General features: G+C 47.5%; 16 protein-coding genes. 8 read left to right on the top strand and 8 right to left on the bottom strand.

All coding sequences use genetic code 11. The features are described 5' to 3' along the window. The first annotated feature begins 132 nt into the window (after positions 1-132). The gene (locus ACVA53_RS00255) at positions 133-1,692 is read left to right on the top strand and encodes a sodium:solute symporter family transporter (RefSeq protein ID WP_446504205.1); all 1,560 of its coding nucleotides are present in this window, start codon (positions 133-135) and stop codon (positions 1,690-1,692) included. A gap of 9 nt (positions 1,693-1,701) precedes the next feature. Beyond that, positions 1,702-3,072, top strand: a complete 1,371-nt coding sequence (locus tag ACVA53_RS00250; RefSeq protein WP_255041193.1) for an L-serine ammonia-lyase — start codon at positions 1,702-1,704, stop codon at positions 3,070-3,072. Positions 3,073-3,274: 202 nt separating this feature from the next. Here ACVA53_RS00250 and ACVA53_RS00245 read toward each other — a convergent pair whose 3' ends face one another. The 6 genes from ACVA53_RS00245 to ACVA53_RS00220 all read right to left on the bottom strand — a co-directional run bounded on the left by ACVA53_RS00245 (position 3,275) and on the right by ACVA53_RS00220 (position 11,421). After that, positions 3,275-4,384: a porin gene (locus ACVA53_RS00245; RefSeq protein ID WP_255041195.1), complete on the bottom strand. Its 1,110-nt coding sequence runs from the start codon at positions 4,382-4,384 to the stop codon at positions 3,275-3,277. Between the two features lie 317 nt (positions 4,385-4,701). Next, positions 4,702-6,198, bottom strand: coding sequence for a sodium/proline symporter PutP (putP, locus tag ACVA53_RS00240; RefSeq protein WP_255041196.1), 1,497 nt, complete (start codon positions 6,196-6,198; stop codon positions 4,702-4,704). A 139-nt stretch (positions 6,199-6,337) separates the two neighbouring features. Then, positions 6,338-7,030 (bottom strand): aldehyde dehydrogenase family protein, encoded by a 693-nt coding sequence (locus ACVA53_RS00235; protein WP_446504204.1) that lies wholly within the window; start codon positions 7,028-7,030, stop codon positions 6,338-6,340. A gap of 25 nt (positions 7,031-7,055) precedes the next feature. Continuing rightward, positions 7,056-10,193 carry a bifunctional proline dehydrogenase/L-glutamate gamma-semialdehyde dehydrogenase PutA gene (gene putA, locus ACVA53_RS00230; protein WP_446504203.1) on the bottom strand — a complete coding sequence of 1,046 codons (3,138 nt, stop codon included), beginning with the start codon at positions 10,191-10,193 and terminating at the stop codon, positions 7,056-7,058. An 87-nt stretch (positions 10,194-10,280) separates the two neighbouring features. Next, positions 10,281-10,499: a hypothetical protein gene (locus ACVA53_RS00225; RefSeq protein ID WP_446504202.1), complete on the bottom strand. Its 219-nt coding sequence runs from the start codon at positions 10,497-10,499 to the stop codon at positions 10,281-10,283. A gap of 130 nt (positions 10,500-10,629) precedes the next feature. Further along, entirely contained in the window at positions 10,630-11,421 is a 792-nt protein-coding gene (locus ACVA53_RS00220) for a helix-turn-helix domain-containing protein (protein ID WP_446504201.1), read from the bottom strand. 590 nt (positions 11,422-12,011) lie between these two features. On the opposite strand from ACVA53_RS00220, the gene ACVA53_RS00215 reads away from it, so the two are divergent. The 3 genes from ACVA53_RS00215 to ACVA53_RS00205 all read left to right on the top strand — a co-directional run bounded on the left by ACVA53_RS00215 (position 12,012) and on the right by ACVA53_RS00205 (position 14,815). Continuing rightward, on the top strand, positions 12,012-12,971 hold the full coding sequence (locus ACVA53_RS00215) for an AEC family transporter (RefSeq protein ID WP_446504200.1): 960 nt from the start codon (positions 12,012-12,014) through the stop codon (positions 12,969-12,971). A 794-nt stretch (positions 12,972-13,765) separates the two neighbouring features. Next, positions 13,766-14,476: a helix-turn-helix transcriptional regulator gene (locus ACVA53_RS00210; protein WP_255041203.1), complete on the top strand. Its 711-nt coding sequence runs from the start codon at positions 13,766-13,768 to the stop codon at positions 14,474-14,476. A gap of 165 nt (positions 14,477-14,641) precedes the next feature. Beyond that, positions 14,642-14,815, top strand: a complete 174-nt coding sequence (locus tag ACVA53_RS00205; protein ID WP_255041205.1) for an addiction module component — start codon at positions 14,642-14,644, stop codon at positions 14,813-14,815. An 82-nt stretch (positions 14,816-14,897) separates the two neighbouring features. Here the strand turns inward: ACVA53_RS00205 and pdxH are convergent, their stop codons facing one another. Next, a complete protein-coding gene (gene pdxH, locus ACVA53_RS00200) occupies positions 14,898-15,542 on the bottom strand; it encodes a pyridoxamine 5'-phosphate oxidase (protein WP_446504199.1) in 645 nt (214 codons plus the stop codon). A 169-nt stretch (positions 15,543-15,711) separates the two neighbouring features. Here pdxH and ACVA53_RS00195 point away from each other — a divergent pair, with 169 nt between their 5' ends. The 3 genes from ACVA53_RS00195 (at position 15,712) to ACVA53_RS00185 (ending at position 21,010) form a co-directional block, all read left to right on the top strand. Beyond that, positions 15,712-17,538: a sensor histidine kinase gene (locus tag ACVA53_RS00195; RefSeq protein WP_446504198.1), complete on the top strand. Its 1,827-nt coding sequence runs from the start codon at positions 15,712-15,714 to the stop codon at positions 17,536-17,538. Continuing rightward, positions 17,535-18,839, top strand: a complete 1,305-nt coding sequence (locus tag ACVA53_RS00190) for a sigma-54-dependent transcriptional regulator (RefSeq protein WP_446504197.1) — start codon at positions 17,535-17,537, stop codon at positions 18,837-18,839. Before ACVA53_RS00195 ends, ACVA53_RS00190 begins: the two co-directional genes overlap by 4 nt. Before the next feature lie 218 nt (positions 18,840-19,057). Next, a complete protein-coding gene (locus ACVA53_RS00185) occupies positions 19,058-21,010 on the top strand; it encodes an EAL domain-containing protein (protein WP_446504196.1) in 1,953 nt (650 codons plus the stop codon). Between the two features lie 68 nt (positions 21,011-21,078). On the opposite strand, the gene ACVA53_RS00180 is transcribed toward ACVA53_RS00185, so the two are convergent. Then, positions 21,079-22,731: a DUF342 domain-containing protein gene (locus tag ACVA53_RS00180; RefSeq protein ID WP_446504195.1), complete on the bottom strand. Its 1,653-nt coding sequence runs from the start codon at positions 22,729-22,731 to the stop codon at positions 21,079-21,081. Between the last annotated feature and the right edge of the window lie 166 nt (positions 22,732-22,897).

Here is a 22,897-nt window from a genome sequence, read left to right as displayed (position 1 = left end):
TAAAAACCCTGTCAACATTGATCACGATCACGCAAACATACCAATGAAGTCCCACATCAAGGTGATTTTATGTACTATCCATCGCGATAATTATTCGGGCAACGCCCATAGAAACAACAAGGCAAACCCATTATGGTTGCGTACTCAAGCATTCTTGTCGTGCTGATATACCTGGTATTTACTATATTTATTAGCTACTTAGTAAACAAAAAAACATCCAATAGAGGCGATTTTTCGACGGGTGGGAAACAGTTTGGCTGGTTAACAGTAGGGGTTTCAATTCTAGCCACCTATATTAGTGCCATGACTTTTGTCGGAATGCCGGGCTGGGTATACAGTGATGGCATGCAGGCAATTGCTATCCACCTCAATTACCCCATCGTTATTTTCTTTAGCGTGGTGTTCTTTATCCCCATTTTCTACAAGCTGGGGCTAACCTCTATCTACGAATACCTCGAGCACCGCTTCGGCGTCATAACAAGAACAATTAACTCATTGGTTTTTATAGTAGTTCAGTGTATTACTTCTGGTATTATCTTGTACGCCGTTTCGCTTATCCTGGTTAGGATCCTGCCAATAAGCGTTGAAGAAGCAATCATTTATATCAGCCTGTTTACGGCGCTTTATACCTATGCGGGCGGGATTTCAACAGTGATCTGGACTGATGTTATGCAATCCGGTTTCTTACTTGCGGGTTGTGTGGCGATTTTTGTAACACTGGTCATGAGCCTGCCTGATTTGGGTGCGCTCCCAGAACTATCCAGTGCCGTAGCAGCCAAACTGTCAATGGCAAACTTATCCACCAGCTTTGGTGATGACACCACGTTAATGGCTGGCCTTATCGCAGTGAGCTTTCTCCATTTGAGTGTATATGGTTCTAACCAGCTGATTATTCAACGTACACTTGCGACCCGCTCGGTAGAAACCGCACAGAAGTCGATGCTTGTCTGTGGTTATGGTGCCTTTTTCGTTTACCTATTTTTCAGCTTGATGGGTGTGCTGTTATTTGTGTTCTATCAAGGACAACCTTTTGAAAATAGCAACGACGTGATCTTGGACTTTGTCTTCAATCATACTCACCCATTGATAGTAGGATTAATCATGGCCGCGCTTTCTGCCGCTGCAATGTCGACCCTAGACTCCTCCTACAACTCAATGGCAACAGTCGCTACTTTCGATATTTATAAGCGCTTTATCAAGCCGGATAAAGACAATATCCACTATGAAAAAGTGGCACGACGCCTGAGTCTGAGTTGCGCCATGCTTGTTGTGATCCCAGCCATGTTGGCAATTTCCAATGAAAGTGTACTCAAAAGTATCGCGAGCCTGACATCCATCTTTGTTGGCATCCGTCTCGGATCTTTCTTGTTAGGGATCTTCTCACGATCTTCTAACGAAGCAGGCATCATCGCTGCCAGTATCGCCAGTATATTGGGTATCTTACTGTGCCAATCCGCTGGAGTGGCTTGGCCTTGGTATGCCCCAGCAGGCACCGTGGTATTTATCGCGACAGGGTTAATTGTCAGCCGACTGATAGGACAAACAACGGCAAGCCAACTTGCCTTTTTCGAACAACAAAAAAGCCTCTACCATGCACCAACGACCAGCCAGTATATGCTTTTAGTATTCGCAGCTTTTACAGTGCTGACATGCTTCTTTTTGCCAAGTTTACTGGCAAAAGTATTATTTTAAGGAACGATCATGCTATCTATTTTCGATATCTACAAAGTGGGTGTAGGCCCATCCAGCTCCCACACCAACGGACCCATGCTGGCTGGTTTCGATTTCTGCCAGAAAGTCGATGCCATGTTAGACGATGTGGCACGGGTGCAAGTGGATTTATACGGTTCGTTGTCACTAACAGGCAAAGGACACCACACTGACCGTGCATCAATCTTAGGCTTGATGAACAACAAGCCTGATGCGATTGATATACAAGCGGCCAACAAGGCGATGGCTGAAGGAGTGACGAACAAGACTTTGCAGTTTGCGGGTAAAAAAACCATCAGTTTTGATGTCGATACTGACATGCTGTTCCACAGCAGTAACTTACCCTTGCACGAAAACGGCATGACCATTACCGCCTTCAACCAGGCCGGTAAGCAACTTTTCATCGAGACCTACTATTCTATTGGTGGCGGTTTTATTGCAACCGCCAACGAGTTGCAAAACGGCAAAGCCACCAACGAAGTGACCGTTCCCTACACGTTTAAGTCCGCGGAAGATATTCTCGCGCTTACTGAGCGCGAAGGCATCAGCATCGGGGCGATGTTCTTGCGTAATGAACTAGCCTTCCGCAGCCAAGATGAACTGGATGCCAAAGCAGCTCAAATCTGGCAGGTGATGTCGAGTTGTATGGCCCGTGGTTTTGAAACTGAGGGAGTCCTGGAAGGGGGCCTACATGTGGTGCGCCGCGCGCCAGCCCTGCTGAAAAAGCTAGAGTCCAACCAAGAGATCGAAAACGATCCGATGGTGATATTGGATTGGGTAAACCTGTTCGCCTTTGCCGTCAGCGAGGAAAACGCAGCTGGCGGCCAAGTCGTCACCTCACCCACCAATGGGGCTGCGGGGGTGATCCCTGCCGTACTTATGTACTACAACAAGTTCATCCAAGAGCTAAACGATAAGCAAATCAAGGACTTCTTAGCTGTCTCTGCGGCCATAGGCATGCTCTACAAAATGAATGCATCTATCTCGGGTGCAGAAGTGGGCTGTCAGGGCGAAATCGGTGTATCGTCCTCGATGGCGGCTGCAGGGTTAACAGCGATCCGCGGTGGCAGCAACGAACAGATCTGCATGGCGGCAGAAATTGCCATGGAGCACTCCCTAGGAATGACCTGTGACCCGATCGGTGGCTTGGTTCAGATCCCATGTATCGAACGCAATGCGATGGGCGCGATGAAAGCCATCAATGCCTCACGCATGGCACTCAAACGCAACAGCAAATCGCTCATCTCCCTCGACAAGGTCATCGACACCATGTACCAAACCGGTAAGGACATGAACAAGAAGTACCGTGAAACCTCTTTAGGCGGCTTGGCAATGATCCATCTAGCACCACCATGTGAATAAACACCCAGGCCGAGCTTTCAAGGCTCGGCCGTTACTGCAACCTCTGCCTTGATAACAACAATTTTTCCTGTGCAATCTATAGTTCAACGACGTATCCAGGTTGGTACCACACATGAAATTAGCTTGAGTTAGGTCAATGAATACAAAAAAGGCTGACACCAATGCCAGCCTTATATCTGCTCGTCTATGCTTGGAAGCGAGACTAGAATACGTAAGCGAAGTTGAAACCACCGCCATTATCGGTACGGCTAGACTCGCCACGGAACTCATTCAGCTCGTTACGCTTGGCTTCGAATGACAGTACCGTTTTCGGCGTGAAGGCATAAGATAGGCCGACAGCATAGACTTGGCGGTCGCCAGTCACATCGCCTTCACCGTCGAAGTCGACATGCGAGACGTAAGCATATGGACGTAAACCAGATTCAAGCGCGTAATGGGCGTACACATCAACGGCGTTGGCATCTGCCCACTCGGTGCGTGGGCCACCCTGTAGACCGGCTTTGTGAATGTTTTCACCTTGGGTATAAACCGCTGCCACTTTCAGGCCACCGGCAACATACTGACCACCGACAGTGAGTGCGGTTTGCTTGTCACCGTCTTCAAGACCATTCACATTCTGAGCGTTAGCCACTTCAACTTTGTTTTCAAGGTAAGCCACACCCAGGCTTACACCTGAGTCAAAATCGTAGCTGGTCGATAGCGCATAGTTGTAGTCACGCTTAACCGTATCGCTTTGAACTTGCTTGTCTTCATCCTCAAAGCTGCCAGTTTCACCATTGCTGGTAAAACCGTAGTGCGCCGATACGTTCACGCCGTTATTGCTGTAACGGTAAGCTACCAAGTTATCACCACGACCAGTCGCAGCAAAGCCACCGTCAGTACCCTCTGAGTAGATAGGCGTTGCATCCGGGTCGATGATGATCAGGTTATCCATGTAGCGGGCAACATCATGGTAGGCAGACCATTGCTTACCGAAACGCAAGCTGCCCAGCTCCTCGTTATTGATGCTCACATAACCCAAGCGGTTACGGAAATTACTGCTGCCCGAGGTTGGGTTATTCAGAAACTGATCCCACTCAAATTTTGCATCCAGCGTCCAACCTTGCTGAAGTTGGCGCTCAAAGCCCATGTTCAAAATACTTCTGGTGGCAGAGAAAATGTCATCCTCACCCCATACAGGTTGGAATGCATCAAGAACGAAAACGCCACCCACATCGAATTTGTTTTGGTCATCTTCATAAAGAGTAAATGCCGATGCCTGACCAGCGAGTAAAAGGGTAGAGATGACTACAGAGGAAATTTTCAGCTTCATTTAATAGGTACTTCTAGTGATAGTTTTGACAATAATGCGTGTTTGCCAGCACAAACTATCAGAACAACCGCAACAATGTAATAGTAAACTAGTACGCAAGTGGGGGTTGTTTTCACTTATTTTACATCACAGACCCGGCTTATACCTATTAAATCATAAGGTTATATCGAAAAGACATACTCGAGAAATTTTTTAACCCATTCGTTCAAGTGATTAAAAATCAGTCAAAACAACTGTATCGGCTTTGTTTTTCCGATAAAAAAACGGCTTCTCAAAAGAGAAGCCGCTTGTTTTAATGATGGTTTACGCCAAAACGATTACTTAAACTCAACCAAATTATTCTGGTAAGTGTCGAACTGTGCTTCCACTTCTTCCGACGCACCACCGGTCATCTTGCTCACCACGACAATGGTAATTGTGGCAAAGATAAAGCCTGGGACAATTTCGTAAAGATCAAAAATACCACCGGTCAGCTGTTTCCAGATCACCACGGTGAGTGCACCGGTGATAATACCGGCCAGTGCGCCGTTACGGTTCATCTCTTTCCAGAACAAACTCAGCAGCAATGCTGGGCCGAATGCCGCACCAAAGCCTGCCCATGCGTATGACACAAGACCAAGTACAGTGCTGTCTGGGTTCATTGCCAGCATCAGCGCAACAATCGACAAGACGATAACCGCAATACGGCCAACGGTGACAATCTCTTCAGAGGTTGCTTGCGGACGGAATACCTGCTTATAGAAGTCTTCTGCCAACGCCGAAGATGACACCAACAACTGGGAATCCGCCGTACTCATGATCGCCGCCAAAATCGCGGCAAGCAAAATACCGGCAATCACAGGGTGGAACATCGAGTTCACCAGTAACATGAAGATACGTTCACCGTCATCCAAGTTACCGGCTAGCTGGTTATCAACAAACAAGATCCCCACCAGACCCACCAATACAGCACCAGCCATGGACAGGGCAGTCCAACCAACCGCTATGCGTCGAGCGGTAGTGATATCAGCGTTGCTTCGGGTTGCCTTAAATCGCGCCAAAATATGCGGCTGACCAAAATACCCTAGACCCCAAGCAGCCAGCGAGATAATCGCAATGGCCGATAGCGGTTCCCCCTTCACATCGTTGAACAAGGACATCAGCTCAGGGTTTTTCGCTTCCAGTGCTATTGCCAGATCGCCCGGGCTACCGTTCATCGCAGCAATAGGCACAATCAGCAACGCCGCCGACATCAACAAGCCCTGTACCAAGTCGGTCCAAGATACGGCGAGGAAACCACCGAACAAGGTGTATGAGACCACGCACACCGTACCGACAACGACCGCAATAGTGTAATCAAGACCGAAGACCGTCTCGAACAACTTACCACCGGCAACCAAACCCGAGCTGGTATAGAAAAGGAAAAACAGCAAGATAAAGAATGCTGAAATAGTTTGGAGCAACTTGGATTTATCGTTGAATCGGCGGGCCAAAAACTCAGGGATGGTCAGCGCATTGTCGGTCGTAATACTGTATGTACGCAGACGTTTGGCACAGATCAGCCAGTTGAGCCATGTACCGAGTAGCAAGCCGCCAGCCAGCCACAATGACTCGATACCCGCCGCATAAGCGTAGCCAGGCAGACCCAGTAGCAGCCAGCCACTCATGTCCGATGCCCCAGCAGACAGTGCTGCTGGCCAAGGCCCCAACGTGCGTCCACCAAGGAAGTAATCGGCTGAATTTGACGTACGCTTATAGGCGATGTAGCCAATGGCCAGCATACCAATCAGGTAGGCGATGAACGTTGCTGTAATAGCAAAGCTGTTCTCTATCATTTTTTGAGTTCCCTCACTTAAAGCCCCCTGTTCATTGCAGGGCGATTTGATTATAACGCTGAAATCAGCGATGGGTTGTTGATTGGCCGCCCGCAGGTTGCAAGCTAGTTTCCCCCGTATTTAGCGGCCCAACCCTCGGTTAGTGTTCCTCACCACTCCCCAACTCGAGCAAGGTGGCATTACCGCCAACCGCTGTAATGTTGATGGTCCGTGTTCTCTCGGTCACAAAACGCAGTAAGTATGTTGGACTGCCGATAACCGGAAGCTTGTCGGTATCAGTCTCACTGATAAGCTGAGCAAGCAAACCGGTTCGGGCAGCAAGTTGGCGCGCAAGCGCCTGGGTCGTTGACAGCTTGCCAGCATAGGCCACGCCAGCCACCGAAGGGTGGCTGGCCAAGTCAGCAAGCTGATCGTTATCGATAGCGGTGATCACCCCGCCAGCACAGCCGCTTTGCTCCAGCTGTGCGGCCAAATCTTTCGCTTTTACCGGGTAATCTGCAGCTAAGCAGACATACACAGTATTGCCCGTCACCAATGCAGCGGACAACTGGCCAACCACTGCCACCAGCGGTGTATCACTGTCTGCGGTGACAATAAAGCTGCCACGTCCGGCACAGTAAAGCTCGTTGGTTTCACCGGTTGGACCCGGCATCAACAAGGTCTGAGCCACATGCTCTTCAGCATGACGACACTGAAACTCCACCATGGCACGGCATTCAGTTGCCAGCTGATCGGTCCAATGACGCAAGATACGGGTACGCGCTTCATAGCCTAGGTTGTTCCAGCCTTCCCATGCCGCCGAGCTTGTATTTACCAATGTTTGAATCGTCATGATCACTCCTTAAATTTCTCGACGGTTATTGGGCTTCAACACAATCTTGGGTAAAGCGGTACAGGTAGTGCGGGCCACCCGCTTTCGGGCCAGTCCCCGACAGTCCCTGTCCACCGAAGGGCTGAACGCCAACCACCGCACCCACCTGATCCCGGTTGATGTAGCAGTTTCCGACACGGGCACGGCGCTCGATATGGCTGTAGGTTCGCTCGTTGCGGCTATGTACACCCATCGTCAAGCCAAAACCCGTGTGGTTGATTTGGTCGATCACCTGATCAAGCTCGTTGGCTTTGAAGCGAACGATATGCAAGATCGGGCCAAAGTTTTCATTCTCCAGAACATCAATAGAAGGGATTTCAAACGCCGACGGTGCAACGAAATCACCGTACTGGCAAGTCGCTGGAATCGTAGCCTGTGCCACTAACGTAGCTTGGTTTTTCAGCGACTGGATATGGGTTAGCAGCTTGTCGCGGGCCGTGGCATCAATTACCGGGCCAACATCAGTACTGTGCAGCTCAGGGCGTCCCACCAACAGCTCAGCCATAGCTCCTTTAATCAGGCCTATCACCCTATCGGCGATATCTTGCTGAATAAACAAGACACGCAGTGCCGAACAACGCTGACCCGCAGAGGCAAAAGCCGAACGCACCACATCGCGCACCACTTGCTCAGGCAGGGCAGTACTGTCGACAATCATGGCATTCTGGCCACCGGTCTCGGCAATAAACGGAACCGGCTCACAATCTCGGGCAGCCAAACTACGGTTGATCCGCTGGGCCGTTTCTGTCGAACCGGTAAACGCCACCCCGGCAATACGGGTATCAGCGGTCAATGGCGCTCCCACCTCGGCACCGGTGCCCGGCAACAGCTGGATAGCGCCAGCAGGAACACCGGCTTCAAGCATCAGCTCAATCGCTCTAAAAGCAATAAGCGAAGTTTGCTCGGCCGGTTTGGCCACCACGGTATTACCCGCAGCCAGCGCCGCAGACACCTGACCAAGGAAAATTGCCAACGGGAAATTCCACGGGCTGATACAAGCGAACACACCGCGCCCCTGGTAGCTTAGCTGACGGGTTGTACCGTCAAAGCCCATTACAGATTTGGGCTGGGCAAACTCCTCCGATGCCTGATTGGCGTAGAAGCGGCAAAAGTCCACCGCCTCGCGGATCTCGTCAATGCCGTCCTGAATCGTTTTACCCGCTTCGCGATGGCATAAAGCCACCAGTTCACCAGTATGCGCTTCCAGCAAATCTGCCAGACGCTGCAAGCACTCTGCACGCTCGGAAGCAGGGCAGGCCGACCACTGCGGGAAAGTACCCGCAGCGATAGCAATTGCTTGTTTAACCTGTTCTTGATTAGCAAAGGCCACCGTTCCCACGCTCTCGCGACGATCATAGGGCGCAGTCACGGCAAAAGTGCTTTCGCTATCCGTTACTGCAACCCCATTGATAATAGGGCCGGCCAGCCATTGATGCTGGGCAAATGCCTGAACAGATTCATTAAATGGCTGCCACTGCGAAGCAATCTCAATATTGACCCCAGCAGAGTTCTTACGCTCGTCTCCGAAAATCTGCGGCGGTAACGGGATCAGGCTGTTGTGCAACGTAGGACGTGACTTTAAGGTATCAACCGGGTGCTGGATCAGGCTTTCTACCGGGCAGTTGGCATCAACCAAACGGTGGACGAACGAACTGTTCGCACCGTTTTCCAATAAGCGACGGACCAAATATGGCAGTAAATCTTTATGGCTACCAACCGGGGCATAGATCCTGACGTTGGTCTGGTGCATCTTCATCACATGGTTATACAGTGCATCCCCCATGCCATGCAGACGCTGGAACTCGAAGTTGCGGTGTGACTGGGCCATCGCCATTACCGCCGATACCGTATGGGCATTATGGCTGGCAAACTGCGGATAAATCAGACCATTAAGGTGAGGGGCCAACAAGAATCGGGCACAAGCCAGATAAGACGCATCGGTCGCTTCCTTACGGGTAAATACAGGATAGCCACTAAAACCACTCTGCTGAGACAGTTTCAGTTCGCTATCCCAATAAGCCCCTTTGACCAAACGTAGCGGGATAACATCGCCCTGCTCTTTAGCCAATGCAGCTAACCACGCCAGCACCGGCAAAGCGCGTTTAGAGTAAGCCTGTATGACCAAGCCAAAGCGTCCCCATCCTTTCACGTCATCAGAGCGGTAGAGTTTTTCGAATAGCTTCAATGAAAGCTCAAGACGATCGGCCTCTTCGGCATCAATGGTAATGCCGACATTGAGTTCGCGGGCGCGCTTAAGCAGCGACAGAACCGACTCGTACATTTCATCCAGCACGCGGGCTTCGTTAGCCACGTCATAGCGTGGATGCAAGGCTGAAAGCTTGATGGAAACCGTTGGGTCTGGTGAGCGGGTATTACTGCCACTTTCGCTGGCATAGCTGTCACGACCTACCGCCTCAACAGCCATTACATAATCTTTAAAATATTTCTGGGCATCCTGAGCGGTTAGAGCAGCTTCACCCAGCATATCGAAGGAATAGGTAAAGCCTTGGTCACGTTTACTTTTGCCATTTTTCATCGCTTCAGCAATGGTACGGCCAAGGACAAACTGGTGACCCATGATCTTCATCGCCTGATTCATGGCTTGGCGGATCACCGGCTCAGACATCTTGTTAACAAGGCGGTTAATAACATGGCTTGGTGCGCCACTTTCCTTGGCATCCAGGCTAACCACTTTACCAGTCAGCATTAGACCCCAGGTAGACGCATTAACAAATAACGAATCGGAGCTTTTCAGGTGCGACTTCCAATCTGCCACGCTGAGTTTGTCACGGATCAGGGCATCGGCCGTGGCGGCATCTGGAATACGCATCAACGCTTCAGCCAGGCACATCAGCAAAATCCCTTCTTTGGTGTCCAAGCTATATTCAAGCAGCAGAGCATCAATCATCTGGATCGCGTTCTGATCGGATCGAACCCGCTCGATCAGGCTGGTGGCTTGGTCAGATGTAAACTTCCGCTCTTGCGCTGTTGGCTCAGCCAACGGCATCAACTGACCCAGCCATTGTGATTCATCCACACTGTACAGTGGCGAAATCTGAGACCAGAGCTCATCCAGTGGACGCTCAATAAAATCAGGCTGAAGTACTTCTGCCGCATTGAACATAGTGATTCCCTCAATAGTGTACCGGATAAGGTAAACAGCATTTTCAGTTACTGACTGCCCCTACCCAAGAAAATTGTTACATCAGTGTTACCAGTAAGGGGGGATTTTATTTTCCAACACTCCGATAGTCTTGCTATATTCTCCGATACTTTTTAGCAAAAGTCCGGCTTTTAACAAAGTTCGACGGGAATTATTTAAAAAATATGCATTTTTCCATAACCCAAAGCCTGGCGCTGCTGAAAAATCACACAAATCCAGAACGATGATCAAGGGAGAACGGAACAATGATAAAGTAAGATCAGACATTGGATGTGCACAGTGAAGCTACTCATCAGCATGATGTGTAGCTTAAAGGGAATATCAAATAGGAAAAACAGTTAGACCAGAGAAGGAATGCTACAAGTTTTCAACAAATGGGTAGATATTGATGATCAGATTAATTTGCGGGGTTGTCACGGCGATAGCGCGCTGGCGGCTTGCCATACAATCGGGTAAAGGCTTGGGTAAAACTGCTCTGACTGGCAAAGCCTGTACTCTGGGCCACTTGCGCAACACTTAGCTGGGACTCTTCAATAAGCTCCCTTGCCAGTTCTAGCCGCTTTTTCAATACATATTGGTGAGGAGTGGCTCCTGTCTGCTCTTTGAACAGATGATGAAATTGACTTTCCCCCAAAAAGACCAAGCCAGCCAACTGGGAAACAGAAATTTTTCGGGTCAGGTGCTGAAGAATATATTGATCAATCACATCCATGTTCAACCGGTAGGTTTGGCGATCAAGTTTCAGCGGCTTGAAGTGGCGATGCAGCACACACATCAAAGTGTCGGTACATGCTCTGCTGAGCAGCAAATCATCGGGATGGGCAGCCATCTCAGCAGTCAGGGCCTGAATGAGGTGCTGTGCTTGGCGGTCAAGGTGGAAATAACCCGATTGATCAAACAGCTGGGCAATATGATCTTGAGAATAAGATGCCTGAAATTGCTCATTAGCAACATTCAATACCAAAATTTCATTATTACCAACACCGGAAAAGGCATGCTCTGAGTCTGCCGTTACCAAACATCCCTGACCGGGACATACCAGATTACCCGCTCCTTCGATATCAAATTCTGTTTGCCCTGATAAACCAATCACCACCTGGTTATAGCCATGGTTATGGTGATCCATCTGCGCCGGCAATGTAACGATTTCAGAAGGTTTGAACATTGGCGTGTTTAGCTTTTCTTTCATGCTAAATGATCGAAGAATATGACAGTGATTCGTAGATCGATAGTACCATAATTCCCCCAATAGCTATACCCAGCCCACACCAGCTAAGCAATCATTACCGTTCATCTTGAAATCCATTGACTTATATCGGAACCATGATCAAGTGGGGATATTTTACGGCCAATGTGATTCTGATTCTATTTTGTTGATTTAAAAACCAGCAATCAGATTTGTTAGCTAACAAAGCCCAAAAGACCAATTCATTCCCATCATATAAAACGGATATACTTTCAACGCTTTAAATTAAAAAGAGTGCAATTGGCCAAGCTCCCTTGGCTAGCTGCTGGCACTTTCAACAGTCAATAACAGAGATTCTCTTGATCATCGTTCTGGGAAAAAGGCCAAGATCACGATCTAACTTGATCATCGTTCCAGTCGGAACTACATTGCCCGTTATGACACACCTCTTGATCATCGTTCCGTATATTTTCAGTAGGTTGCCAATCTTTGATTGCCGATAAGAAATAGATCGAAACAATGATCCTTGATCATGTTTCCAATCTTGAGGCTAATTGTGTTACAAATAGCCTTCATACTAGGAATAGGCGATCATGACAGAGCTGCTTGCACAACTACATTATTCATTTTCCATCACCGGCCCTATATTTCTGATGCTGGGATTAGGGATTTACCTCAAACGTATCGGTATGCTGACGGAAGCATTTATAGAGACCGGCTCCAAACTGGTTTTCAATCTTACCTTACCAGCAATGCTGTTCCTGAGCGTTTCCCGCTCCAACATATCTGAAATAGGAAATCCTGATTTATTACTGTTTGCACTGGCTGCGAATATTCTCACTTATCTAATGTTCGAATTATTGGCAAAGCGAACCATCAAGCAGAAGATAGATCGCGGCGTCGTGGTCCAAGGTGCCTTTCGGGCCAACACCGGTATCATCGGCCTTGCCTATGCCAGTAATGCCTTCGGCGACAATGGTCTTGCCCTTGGTTCGTTATACGTAGCCGTCATTACTGTCGCGTATAACATCCTTGCAGTGATCACCTTGTCTCGCTCTAATCCAAATTTACCAAGCCTCAATACTGGCTTCCTGCTACGCTCCATTATCAAGAATCCGCTGATCATCAGCATAATCTGCGCGCTACCATTCTCTATTTTTGCCATTCCGCTACCGGAACTCATCACTAAATCCGGTGGGTACTTTGCAGGAATGACATTGCCACTGGCATTGTTGTGTACTGGTGCAAGCCTAAATTTCAACCAGTTACGGCAGGAGCCAGCGAATACCCAGTATGCCAGCATAGGAAAGCTCGTGATAGCTCCGCTATTTATTACCCTTGCAGGTATTGGATTGGGCTTTAGGGAGCTCGAACTCGGACTTATCTTCCTGATGAGTGCCGCCCCAACAGCTGCTGCCAGCTATGTTATGGCAAGAAATATGGGAGGTAACGCTTACCTCGCAGCAAATATTATTGCCGTTACCACGCTAGGATCGATATTCACCAGTAGTTTAGGAATCACTTTGCTTAGAACGTTTAATTACGTCAATTAAGTCAAAGTCACTGCCGTCTTATTTACCCTTAAAAATAAAGAGGATATTGCGGTGCTACAAATGGCTAATTACACTGCGTAATTAGCCATTTGTAATAAAGAGTAATCCTATTCAAAAACAGCCAGCTTAAACAAATAAATATAGTTACACTTTAACGGTTTCTTTTGAATATAAAACCTTATGATTGCAGGTGTATGCATAGCTAGGCAGACCTACTTTCACAACACATTAGTGTCTATTTTATTACCGAAAAATGTGCGTCAAAACAGGCTGAAAGTTATGCAAATCATCTGAATAATCTATCGTTTTCAATCAACCAGCCAAAATTAATCGCGCTGAAAATGAAACATTTTTCCAATTAATCATTTTTATGCACGATGTTTTATAGCGAACATAAAAAACCTCAAACTCACACTACCACACCTTTGTCAATAGGTGATTTCCCCCCTTACCTGCTTATCACACTATTGTTATAGTACTTTCCGTCGACAGAGAGACGGTTTTACCGCTTTCTGCCTACAGTATCCAACTTTGGATACATACCAAGCGGGTTCACTTTGGTATAAACCCTCATACCAAAGAATATGAACCTGATTGGGTACCTCTTCTACACGTCGTACAGGATTGTGCTCTTCGGAGTCAAACTCTTGTCTTTGCCGACCTATTAGGTCGGCTTTTTTTTATCTTTTTTACAAATGTGTCCAAAAATCCGTCATTCAGATATTGTAACCTCTAGCTATTCAATTAAACTTCACTGTTGCAACTGCTCTATTCTATTAACTCAGGCACACGTAGTGAAAAATAAAGTCGACCCCTCTTTACTACATATATTTAATCAGCTCCCAGGGTGTTGGGGATGTAAAGATAAAGATTCAGTCTTCGTTTATGCTAATTCCGAATACGGAAACATAATTGGTGTTGATCATCATTTAGATTGTATCGGCCGTACCGATTTCGACATGCCAAGCCCGACGGTTGAATGTGCAGAAGCATTCAGGGAACAAGATAATCTTGTGCTGACATCAGGAAAAAGAATGCGAGTACTGGATATCCACCCTTATTCCGATGGCAGCTGGCGTGCACACTTATTCACTAAAACCCCTTGGAAAAACGATGAAAACGACGTCGTCGGAACCATTTTTTCAGGTGTCGAACTCAAAGATACGGCAGTATTAGAAGTTGGCCACTGGATTTGCCGGGCAGCTGGTATCGATCCGAAAGAGCAAGCCTCTTTCAATCTTGACCTCAACCACAACGCCATAAACCTTAACACCCGTGAATCTGAAGTACTCTTTCTGCTGCTTTACGGCAAAAAGCCACAGTATATGGCCAAGGTGCTCGGTGTTTCGGTTAAAACAGTAGAGAATTATGTCATTCGACTGCGCGAGAAGTTCAATGCCCGTTCAAAGAACGAACTTATCGACATTGCGCTAGATCTCGGCTTTGGCTCGCATATCCCCGAAAGTATGCTTAAACGCCAGCTATCGGTAATTTTGAAAGAATAGATGGCTCAATTTTGTCATTTGTAACCGCAAAAGACGCAGACTTAGTTTGCCTTTTTGCAATCCAAAGCTTGTTTCCAGATCAATTTTTGTACTGGGCCAATTACCTATAATTCGCCCAGTCATTAAATTTACCGGCCTAAGCGCCAACGATATGCTGGAAAAACTATGAAGCAATTTACTGTCACCTACGTTGTACACCCGCATTTCAACATCCCTTGCAAATACCAAATCCAAGCGGTGAGTGAAATCGATTCCATCACTAACGCCGAAAAAGCCCTTAAAGTGCGTCACCCTGAAGGGGTAAGTATAGTGACTAGTCAGCAGCAATTAGCGGCATAAAAAAAAGAGCAGCGAAGAGCTGCTCTTTTTTGGTCTAAACCCAGTGATACCAGTCTTGATCAAATGTTTATGATGGATTTGATCAAGGCGCCAGGCGCTCAATGCCCCATTGCTGGGTTGCATCCTGTATCCGGGTATACAAAAAACGGTCATGCAAGCGGTTAGCACCGCCCTGCCAGAATTCAATCGAATTGATTTTTACCCGATAACCGCCCCAAAACGTCGGCACCGGCACCTCACCTTTGGCAAATTTATCTTTCAGCTCGAAATACTTACTTTCCAGCGCCTGTCTGGCAGAAATTCGCGCGCTCTGTTTACTTGCCCATGCAGCAATCTGGCTCTCTTTTGGTCGTGACGAGAAGTACTTCAGCACTTCCATTTTTGACAACTTTTCCGCGCAGCCAGTAATGTGGACCTGCCGCTCAAGAGGGTGCCATGGAAAGTGCAAGCTGATTTTGCTGTTATCAGCCAAATGCAACGCCTTGCGGCTACCAAGATTGGTATAAAAGACAAACCCATCTTTATCAAAGTGCTTCAATAACACAATGCGCTGATAAGGCTGCCCGTGCTCATCAACAGTCGCCACTGTCATCGCAGTGGGATCGGTCAGCTTTGCTTCTATCGCCTGCTCAAGCCAGGTGTTGAATAGTTGCTCCGGCTGCTCCGGCAAATCATGACGGCGCAAACCACCCTGTGTATAGTCGCGACGAATATCAGACAATTCCATTGTTATCTCCGCTCATTCTCTGGATGTATCTTATAACGCTGAAATTGTGCGCTTTGTCTGATTGAAACACAAGTAAATTGCCCGACAGTCTAAGCCAACACGCGACTCTGTAACCAAGCTCGACGTTTCCACCTGCTGAATTTGTTACATTGAAAAAAAAGGCCTTCCAATGTCGGATAAGAAAAAATTTTTTTGCATTGCCCTGCTAATAGGCAGCGTGGGCGCGATGCTCATCAGTTGGGCCACCTTGTCACAGATCCAGCGCCACCTCAGCGAAAAACTCATTGTGGATGTCACTCAGCTGGGTACAAAAATTGACACCCAACTTGAACGTTACAACCAGCTTCCCGATGTTTTAGCCCGTGATCCGCGGTTGCTCGCTCCCCTTCTAACCAAACACAAACCCGTTTCAACGGTTGGTGATCAATTCCAAGCCGTAAACCAGCTACTTGCGCAATGGAGCCAAACCTTAGGTGCCGACACTATGTACCTCATTGATATGAATGGCACCACGCTAGCTTCCAGCAATTGGCAACAACCGGACTCATTTGTAGGACAAAACTTCAGTTATCGTCCCTATTTTCAGCAGGCCGCCAAGGGGCAAAATGGACAGTACTTTGCGTTGGGTGCACGATCAGATAAACGAGGTTATTATTTTTCTGCGCCCGTCACGATAAACCAACAGCCTGTAGGCGTACTCGCCATCAAGGTGGATCTTTCATTACTCGCCGACATCTGGCAGTACGATGATATTGAATATGCGATAACCGATCGCCTGGGAATCATTTTCTATAGCTCTGAATCCCAATGGCTTTATCACTCGCTGACACCGCTAAGCGACACCACGAAGCAACAAATAAAACAATCGCGGCAATATGGCTATGTAGATATCGCCACGCTTACCCAAGCAGAGAACCTTACGGCATTCAACCAGCAGCCCGTCATCCCCTTGCATGGAGCTGCCGCTACTACGTCGCAAACCTATATCACCGCTCAGCATGACATGGATAAAGCTGGCTGGTACATCTTCGGCTTTACACCGCAAGCAAAAGCATTTGAATATATGGGGCAGGTACTGTTGTTGTTTGTCCTGATCTACACCCTGCTATGTATCGCGGTCCATTCTTGGTGGCAAACCTACCGAGCCAGGATCGATCTAGCCAACCTTAACAGTCGGTTGGAAAGGCGGGTAAGCCAGCGTACCCGACGGTTGCAAGAAACTAACCAGCAGTTAAAAATCACCCTAAGCCAATACGAGCATAGCCAAGCAGAATTGAAACAAACCCAGGATGAACTGTTGCAAGCCGCCAAGCTCGCGATGCTGGGTGAACTTTCTGCCAGCATCAATCATGAAATCAACCAGCCACTCGCAGCCATTCGGACCTATGCCGAGAACAGCCGGAAACTATTAGCCAAACAGCGTTATGATATGGTCAGTGGCAATATTGATGAAATCATCGAGCTTAACCAGTTGATCACCGACATCATCGCCCGATTCAAAGTTTTCGCCCGCAAGCGAAATTTTTACCAAGCCTCGCCTCGGACCAATGTCGCAGACTCTATCCGCTCTTCCTTGTCGTTAGTACGCAACGCGTTAATCAAACAAGGAGTTGTACTTCGGTTGGCGGACTTTCCAGACAATGTAATCATTAATATCGATGCTGTGCAATTTGAACAAGTGTTGATTAACTTATTGCAAAATAGCCTTCAGGCACTCAAGAATCACTCCGAACCTCAGGTTGGGATCACGCTAATCGTCCATTCAGGCCGGGTTGAATGCCGAATATGGGATAATGGTCCCGGATTAAGTCCAGAACAAAAAAAGCAGGTTTTCTTGCCGTTTTACACCACCAAGGAAGATGGCTTAGGGCTTGGAATGACAATATCCAAACGTATTATCGATGCGTACCATGGCACACTCAGCGTCAGTGATCACTCCGGCGGAGGTGCTGAATTTACCCTCAGCTTACCATTAGAGAGCGAGAGCAAACCATGAACATCCCTGTTATCTTTATAGATGACGAAAAGTCAGTCCGACATGCCCTTGGCCAAACACTCGAGATAGAGGATTACGATGTCGCTCTCTTTGCCAGCGCCAAACCCGCTCTGGATCAGCTGACTAATCAGTTCCCAGGCGTCATTATTTCCGATATCAACATGCCCGGCATGGATGGTCTCACCTTTCTCAAACAGGCGCTAACGTTAGATTCCGAGCTTTCCATTATCATGCTCACCGGCCATGGAGATATTTCAATGGCCGTTGAAGCCATGCGGCTCGGCGCTTATGACTTTCTCGAAAAACCATTTTCAACGGAACACTTACTCGATGTCGTCAAACGGGCTGGCGAAAAGCGTCAGTTAGTACTGGAAAATAGGGAGCTACGCCGAGAGCTTGAAGTACAAAGTGGCCCCGGACCTCGAATTTTAGGCAATGACCCGTCCATCAAACAGCTGAGGCGGATCTTATCTCACCAGTCAAAAACACATACTCCGCTTTTTATCCACGGCCCCAGTGGTTGTGGCAAATCCCTCGTTGCCCGATTTGTCCATGACCATGGCTTACAGCCACAACAACCGTTTGTCACCATTGATTGCAGTGCAACCGGCGCCGAAGTGCAACTGAGGGAGCTTATCGCGAGTATCACAGAGCAGTCATGTGGTTCAGGGACAAAGCTGTCACCCTACTTTGCCACACTCTACCTTAAGCACATCGGCCAAACACCGCCACAAATTCAACCTGCATTGGAACATTTCATTGAATCACTATGCAAAGAAAATAAGGCTGTTCGGGTTATTGTCAGCGCCGATACCGACAACCATCAACAAAGCCAAGCCGGCCTGTTGCACAGTCTTTATTTCAAGTTGGGCTTCATCTCACTAGATTTGCCACCGCTTCATAAACGGCGGAACGATATAGCTCTGCTGTTCCATAACTTTCTTCGAACGGACTGTAGCCGTTTTGGTATAGAACCGCCGCACATTGACGCGCGATTAGAGCAGTGGTTGATTGAACAAGGTTGGCCGGGAAATGTGCGCGAACTGCGGCAGTTTGCCGAGCGCTATGCATTGTTGGGAGCCAAGGCGCTCGACACCCAACCACAGCATGGCAGTGATCAATCACCGGCAGCAACACTGGCGGTAAGAGTGGCCGATTTTGAATGTAAAGTACTGCACGACGCGCTCAATCGCCATCAGGGGAGACTAAAGGAGGTACAACAAGAACTGGGCCTTGCGCGAAAGACCTTATATGACAAACTAAGAAAATATCACATTGATAAGAAAGATTTTAAAGCCTAGCCCATCCACTGTCGGAACCATAAAGCAAAGCCAAATGAAAACCAGGAATGGTTTACACATTTTTTCGAACTATCTCCATAAAACAAGATGTTAGTCAGCCCTGCACGTCTAGCTAGCGCGAAATTTTGATACCTTTACCAGAGCGCTAGAATTGACAGCCTCAGTCGCCTCAACGGTTCCAATCAATTAATTTCTCTTCGAGCTTGCGGAGATCAACAATGAACTTATTCCGCTACACTTTTTCTTGGGTTGCGAGTACTTTCACCACCCTGTTATTGTGCTTTGTCGCTTTACATTCCCTGAGTATACGCGGTGCTCTCATCGAGCAGGCTCAGCAACAACTGCAATTAAGTACCTCATATTTTGAACAGCGCTTGGGGTTATTGGATATACAAGACAATCATATCCAAGCTAACTACACGATGCTGCTGGAGCAGGTCGGTCAAATCGCCCCGCAGGTGCAATCACACGTACAGGTGCTCGCCTCCAGCCAACATTTTTCATCTCAAGCATTAAGCCAGTCAACACAGATAACTCCGCAACCAACTCGTTTATGGCCAACAATCTCATCGCAACGTATCTTGTTCGGCAGTAGCGAACAAGCTATCCGATTTACGGCTGAAGTTCCTATCGATAAAATCACAGCATCATTTTGGCTGAGGCTTCTGCCCGGGGTAGTGATTGGTACTGGCATCTATCTGCTCATTTTGTTGCTTTTGTTCGTGCTGCTTAAGCGAAAGCTCCAGCCTCTAACGCAACTGGCACTGCAGTCTTCGACTATTGGTCATAACTCGCTTTCAATTCCACCGGGAACATTAAACAGTATTGAGGCAAAGGCCTGGGTAAAAATGTCCGGACGTTTTAAAAAACAGCTCGATGACATTTTTCAACAACAAGCCGATGAAGCCAATAAACTGAAAGCCCAAGCCTATCAAGACAAAGTATCTGGTCTTGGTAATCGCCACTACTTTATTAATCAACTCAATGCCTGGCTCGAGAACCCACAGCAAAGTGGTCTGATCTTACTTAAATCAACCTTACTCGATGAAGTGTATCAGCAATATGGTTTTGAAAAAGGAGATGCCTTTACCCGCAAGTTGGCCGACGATCTCAATGCCAACATCATTCATGCCCAAGTTTATCTGGCTCGGTTATCCTATGATGAGTTTGCGGTTCTACTGCCCAATATCGCCACACACAAATTACTGCAAGTTGCCGATGCAATGTTTGACGTGCATCGACAACAAGAAAAAGCGTACCGAGGTGAAATCACAGACAGCGCATTTTTGGGCTTGTTGATGGTTGAGCAGGCCAGTAGTGCCAGCCATATCCTCGGTCAACTTGATAACATCCAGGCCCAAGCATCACGTAACCCAGCTGAGCCGATACAGTTGGCAGACAACCAGCACCAAGTGCCGAGTTTCGGTAAGCAGCAATGGAAGTCATTATTGCTCGACGCCATCGATAACAACGCAATGAGCTATCAGTACCAGCCGGTTGTCAATGAGCATCAACAACCACTCCATTTCGAAGTTTTTTCATCGCTCAAAGCTGAACAGTCACACTACAATGCAAATCAGTTTCTCGGTGCGATTGAAGATGTCGGTGCGGGGGTGTTGCTCGACAAACACGTCATTGCCCACCATGTGAATGTCTTGAATGGTGACCAGAGCCGCGGACCATTTTCTATCAACCTCACGACAAACAGTATCACGGATCCGGCATTCAACCGCTGGCTTGATCAAATGCTATCGCGTAACCAACACCTGTCTCAGCGTTTGCATTTCGAAATTCCGGAATCGTGCTTTATTCGAACTCCCGATGCTTGTGGCTTATTGTGCTCAGCCATTCGTTTTTACAAATTTCGCTACGGCGTGGACGGCTATGGCCGCTATTTCAAATCACTCGCTTATCTTGAAGAGTTCCGCCCCGACTACGTGAAAGTTGATTTTTCGTATACCCATCAGCTCAACGATGATTTGAAAAAACAACTACTGTCGTCAGTATGTAGAACGGCTCACAGCCTCAATGTCATGACCATTGCTACCCGAGTAGAAACAGAAACACAGCTTGAGAGGCTATCTGAATTATTTGTTAGTGGCTTCCAAGGCTTCTTTACTGAACAGAAAGCTAAAGATAAGCGATTACCGACACATCCGCATCTACATTAAATAGGTCAGATAATGTATTTTAATTTACAGTGTAAATTAGATTTACACTGTAAATTTAATGACCCCGATTAAAGCGGTGAGCACTGAAAAACATGCTCAAAGATATGAAGTTTGGAAGGACCGTGATCTTGTGTGATAAGCAATTTCTCTTTTTCCAATCGACTTTGAACCCCTGCATAGAGCCGATTAACAGCAGTGATCATGACCCGAGAGCGTAGCTCATCATACTCGTCGCGTAACTGTTGATAGTCAGATTCCAGCATACCAATCTGTAACTTATGTTGCTCGGCAGCATAATGAATCCGTTCACTTAATTCGACAGGGCGCTTATGCTCAGGGAGCTTCAGCAGCTTAAGCTCTGCTTGCTTAATTTTATCGACGTTTTGAAGCTCGATCTGATAGTCATGATGCTTATCTTGCAGTTGCTTTAGAAGGTATTCAAATTTGGTAAAAGCAGTTAACAACGTAGGAACACCAGACAACGCACCAAGGTTGACCGCACGAATACTATAACCCGCTTCAGTTACCCCACCGCTTAAGCTACCTTGCCGCTTGAACTGATCCATAACAACAACTTCGCCCTCAGCACGAATGACACTATGAAGGACATGTAAGGTAAACATCGCATTCTGCCCACAGGAAATGTCAGCAAACTGGGCAAACTTACTCGTGACACTGCCTTTGGCTTCGATAGAACAGCCAAGCTTGTTCCCTTCGAACTTACGCCCAATGATCCCCTTAATAATTGATATATCACCGCCAGCTTTCAATTCAGCCAATTCAACAAAACCAGCGACAGTTATATTCCCCGAAGCTGTAACCTTCATACCGGGTGTTACATCCCCAGTGATCAAGATACTCCCATCAAAATTAATATGACCCGTTGCGACATTCACCCCTTTTAAGATTAATGCCTCATCAACTTGCATTCCTCGGGGTTTAGCAACAGGGATCCCGGGTTTTTCTGCCAATAACAAGTTAGGATCCTGCTCGCTGATAAGCGTCCCTTCACCTGGTTGAAACTGGTTGTCCTTACCTGGTTTAGCCGGTAAAACCTTCCCCTCTACGGTATAACCCACAACACCTTCCGTCGCAGGAATGCGTCGCATCAATGCCTGGCCAGCTTTAACCGTGATCAGTTCACCCAAATCACGCATATCCACCTTGCCATCATCTGTCGCTTGAGGCCTCAATATACGGTGACTTGCATCATCGACCAGTGATTCAAACCAGGCGTCAGCACCGTTTTCGGGTAAGCGGCCGAAAGCCACGGGCAAAGTGATTTTTTCACCGGGCAAGAGGCTATGGGCTTCATGCAAAAGTTGATGAAGTTGAGTTTTACGGATCCCTTTGATGATTCTGTTCTGCTTCAGCGCTTCTAGAATATCAGGCCCGGTAGTATGAGTTCCCCCATAAGGTGCTGTTAGGGTAATAGCAGCACGCATAAAATCAGGGTCAGCTTTCACCACGAGGCTAGCGTTACGCCGCTCCGCGATAACAATAGGCTCAAGATCAGTGGTTTGTGGGTCAATATCATTGTCATGGCTGGTGACAGCAAGCGCTGAATCAATCGCTTTTTCGAACAAATAGAAATTGCCAGCACCAACGATAGTAAGTTGTTCGAGTAACACCCCACGCGTTGGTACTGTTTGCTGGTCTGCGGTTGCCGCAAATAACACTGATTGTCCATCATCAGAGATACGCAGAAAAAGCTCTGCCATATCAACTCCTTTTTCTGCTATTGGCGAACAATAAAGTAATGGTACCCCTCAATATTACAGTAACAAATCAGCTACCTAGTATATGTTCAGTCACAAATTCATGTGAAATTTATCAATAACCCAACAATAGGCAATTGAATGCATATTGATTTAGCAATAACAATTC

The organism is Photobacterium sp. DNB23_23_1 (assembly GCF_052873815.1).
Note: the sequence above shows the minus strand (reverse complement) of the source record. Positions and strands in the feature narration are given on the sequence as shown.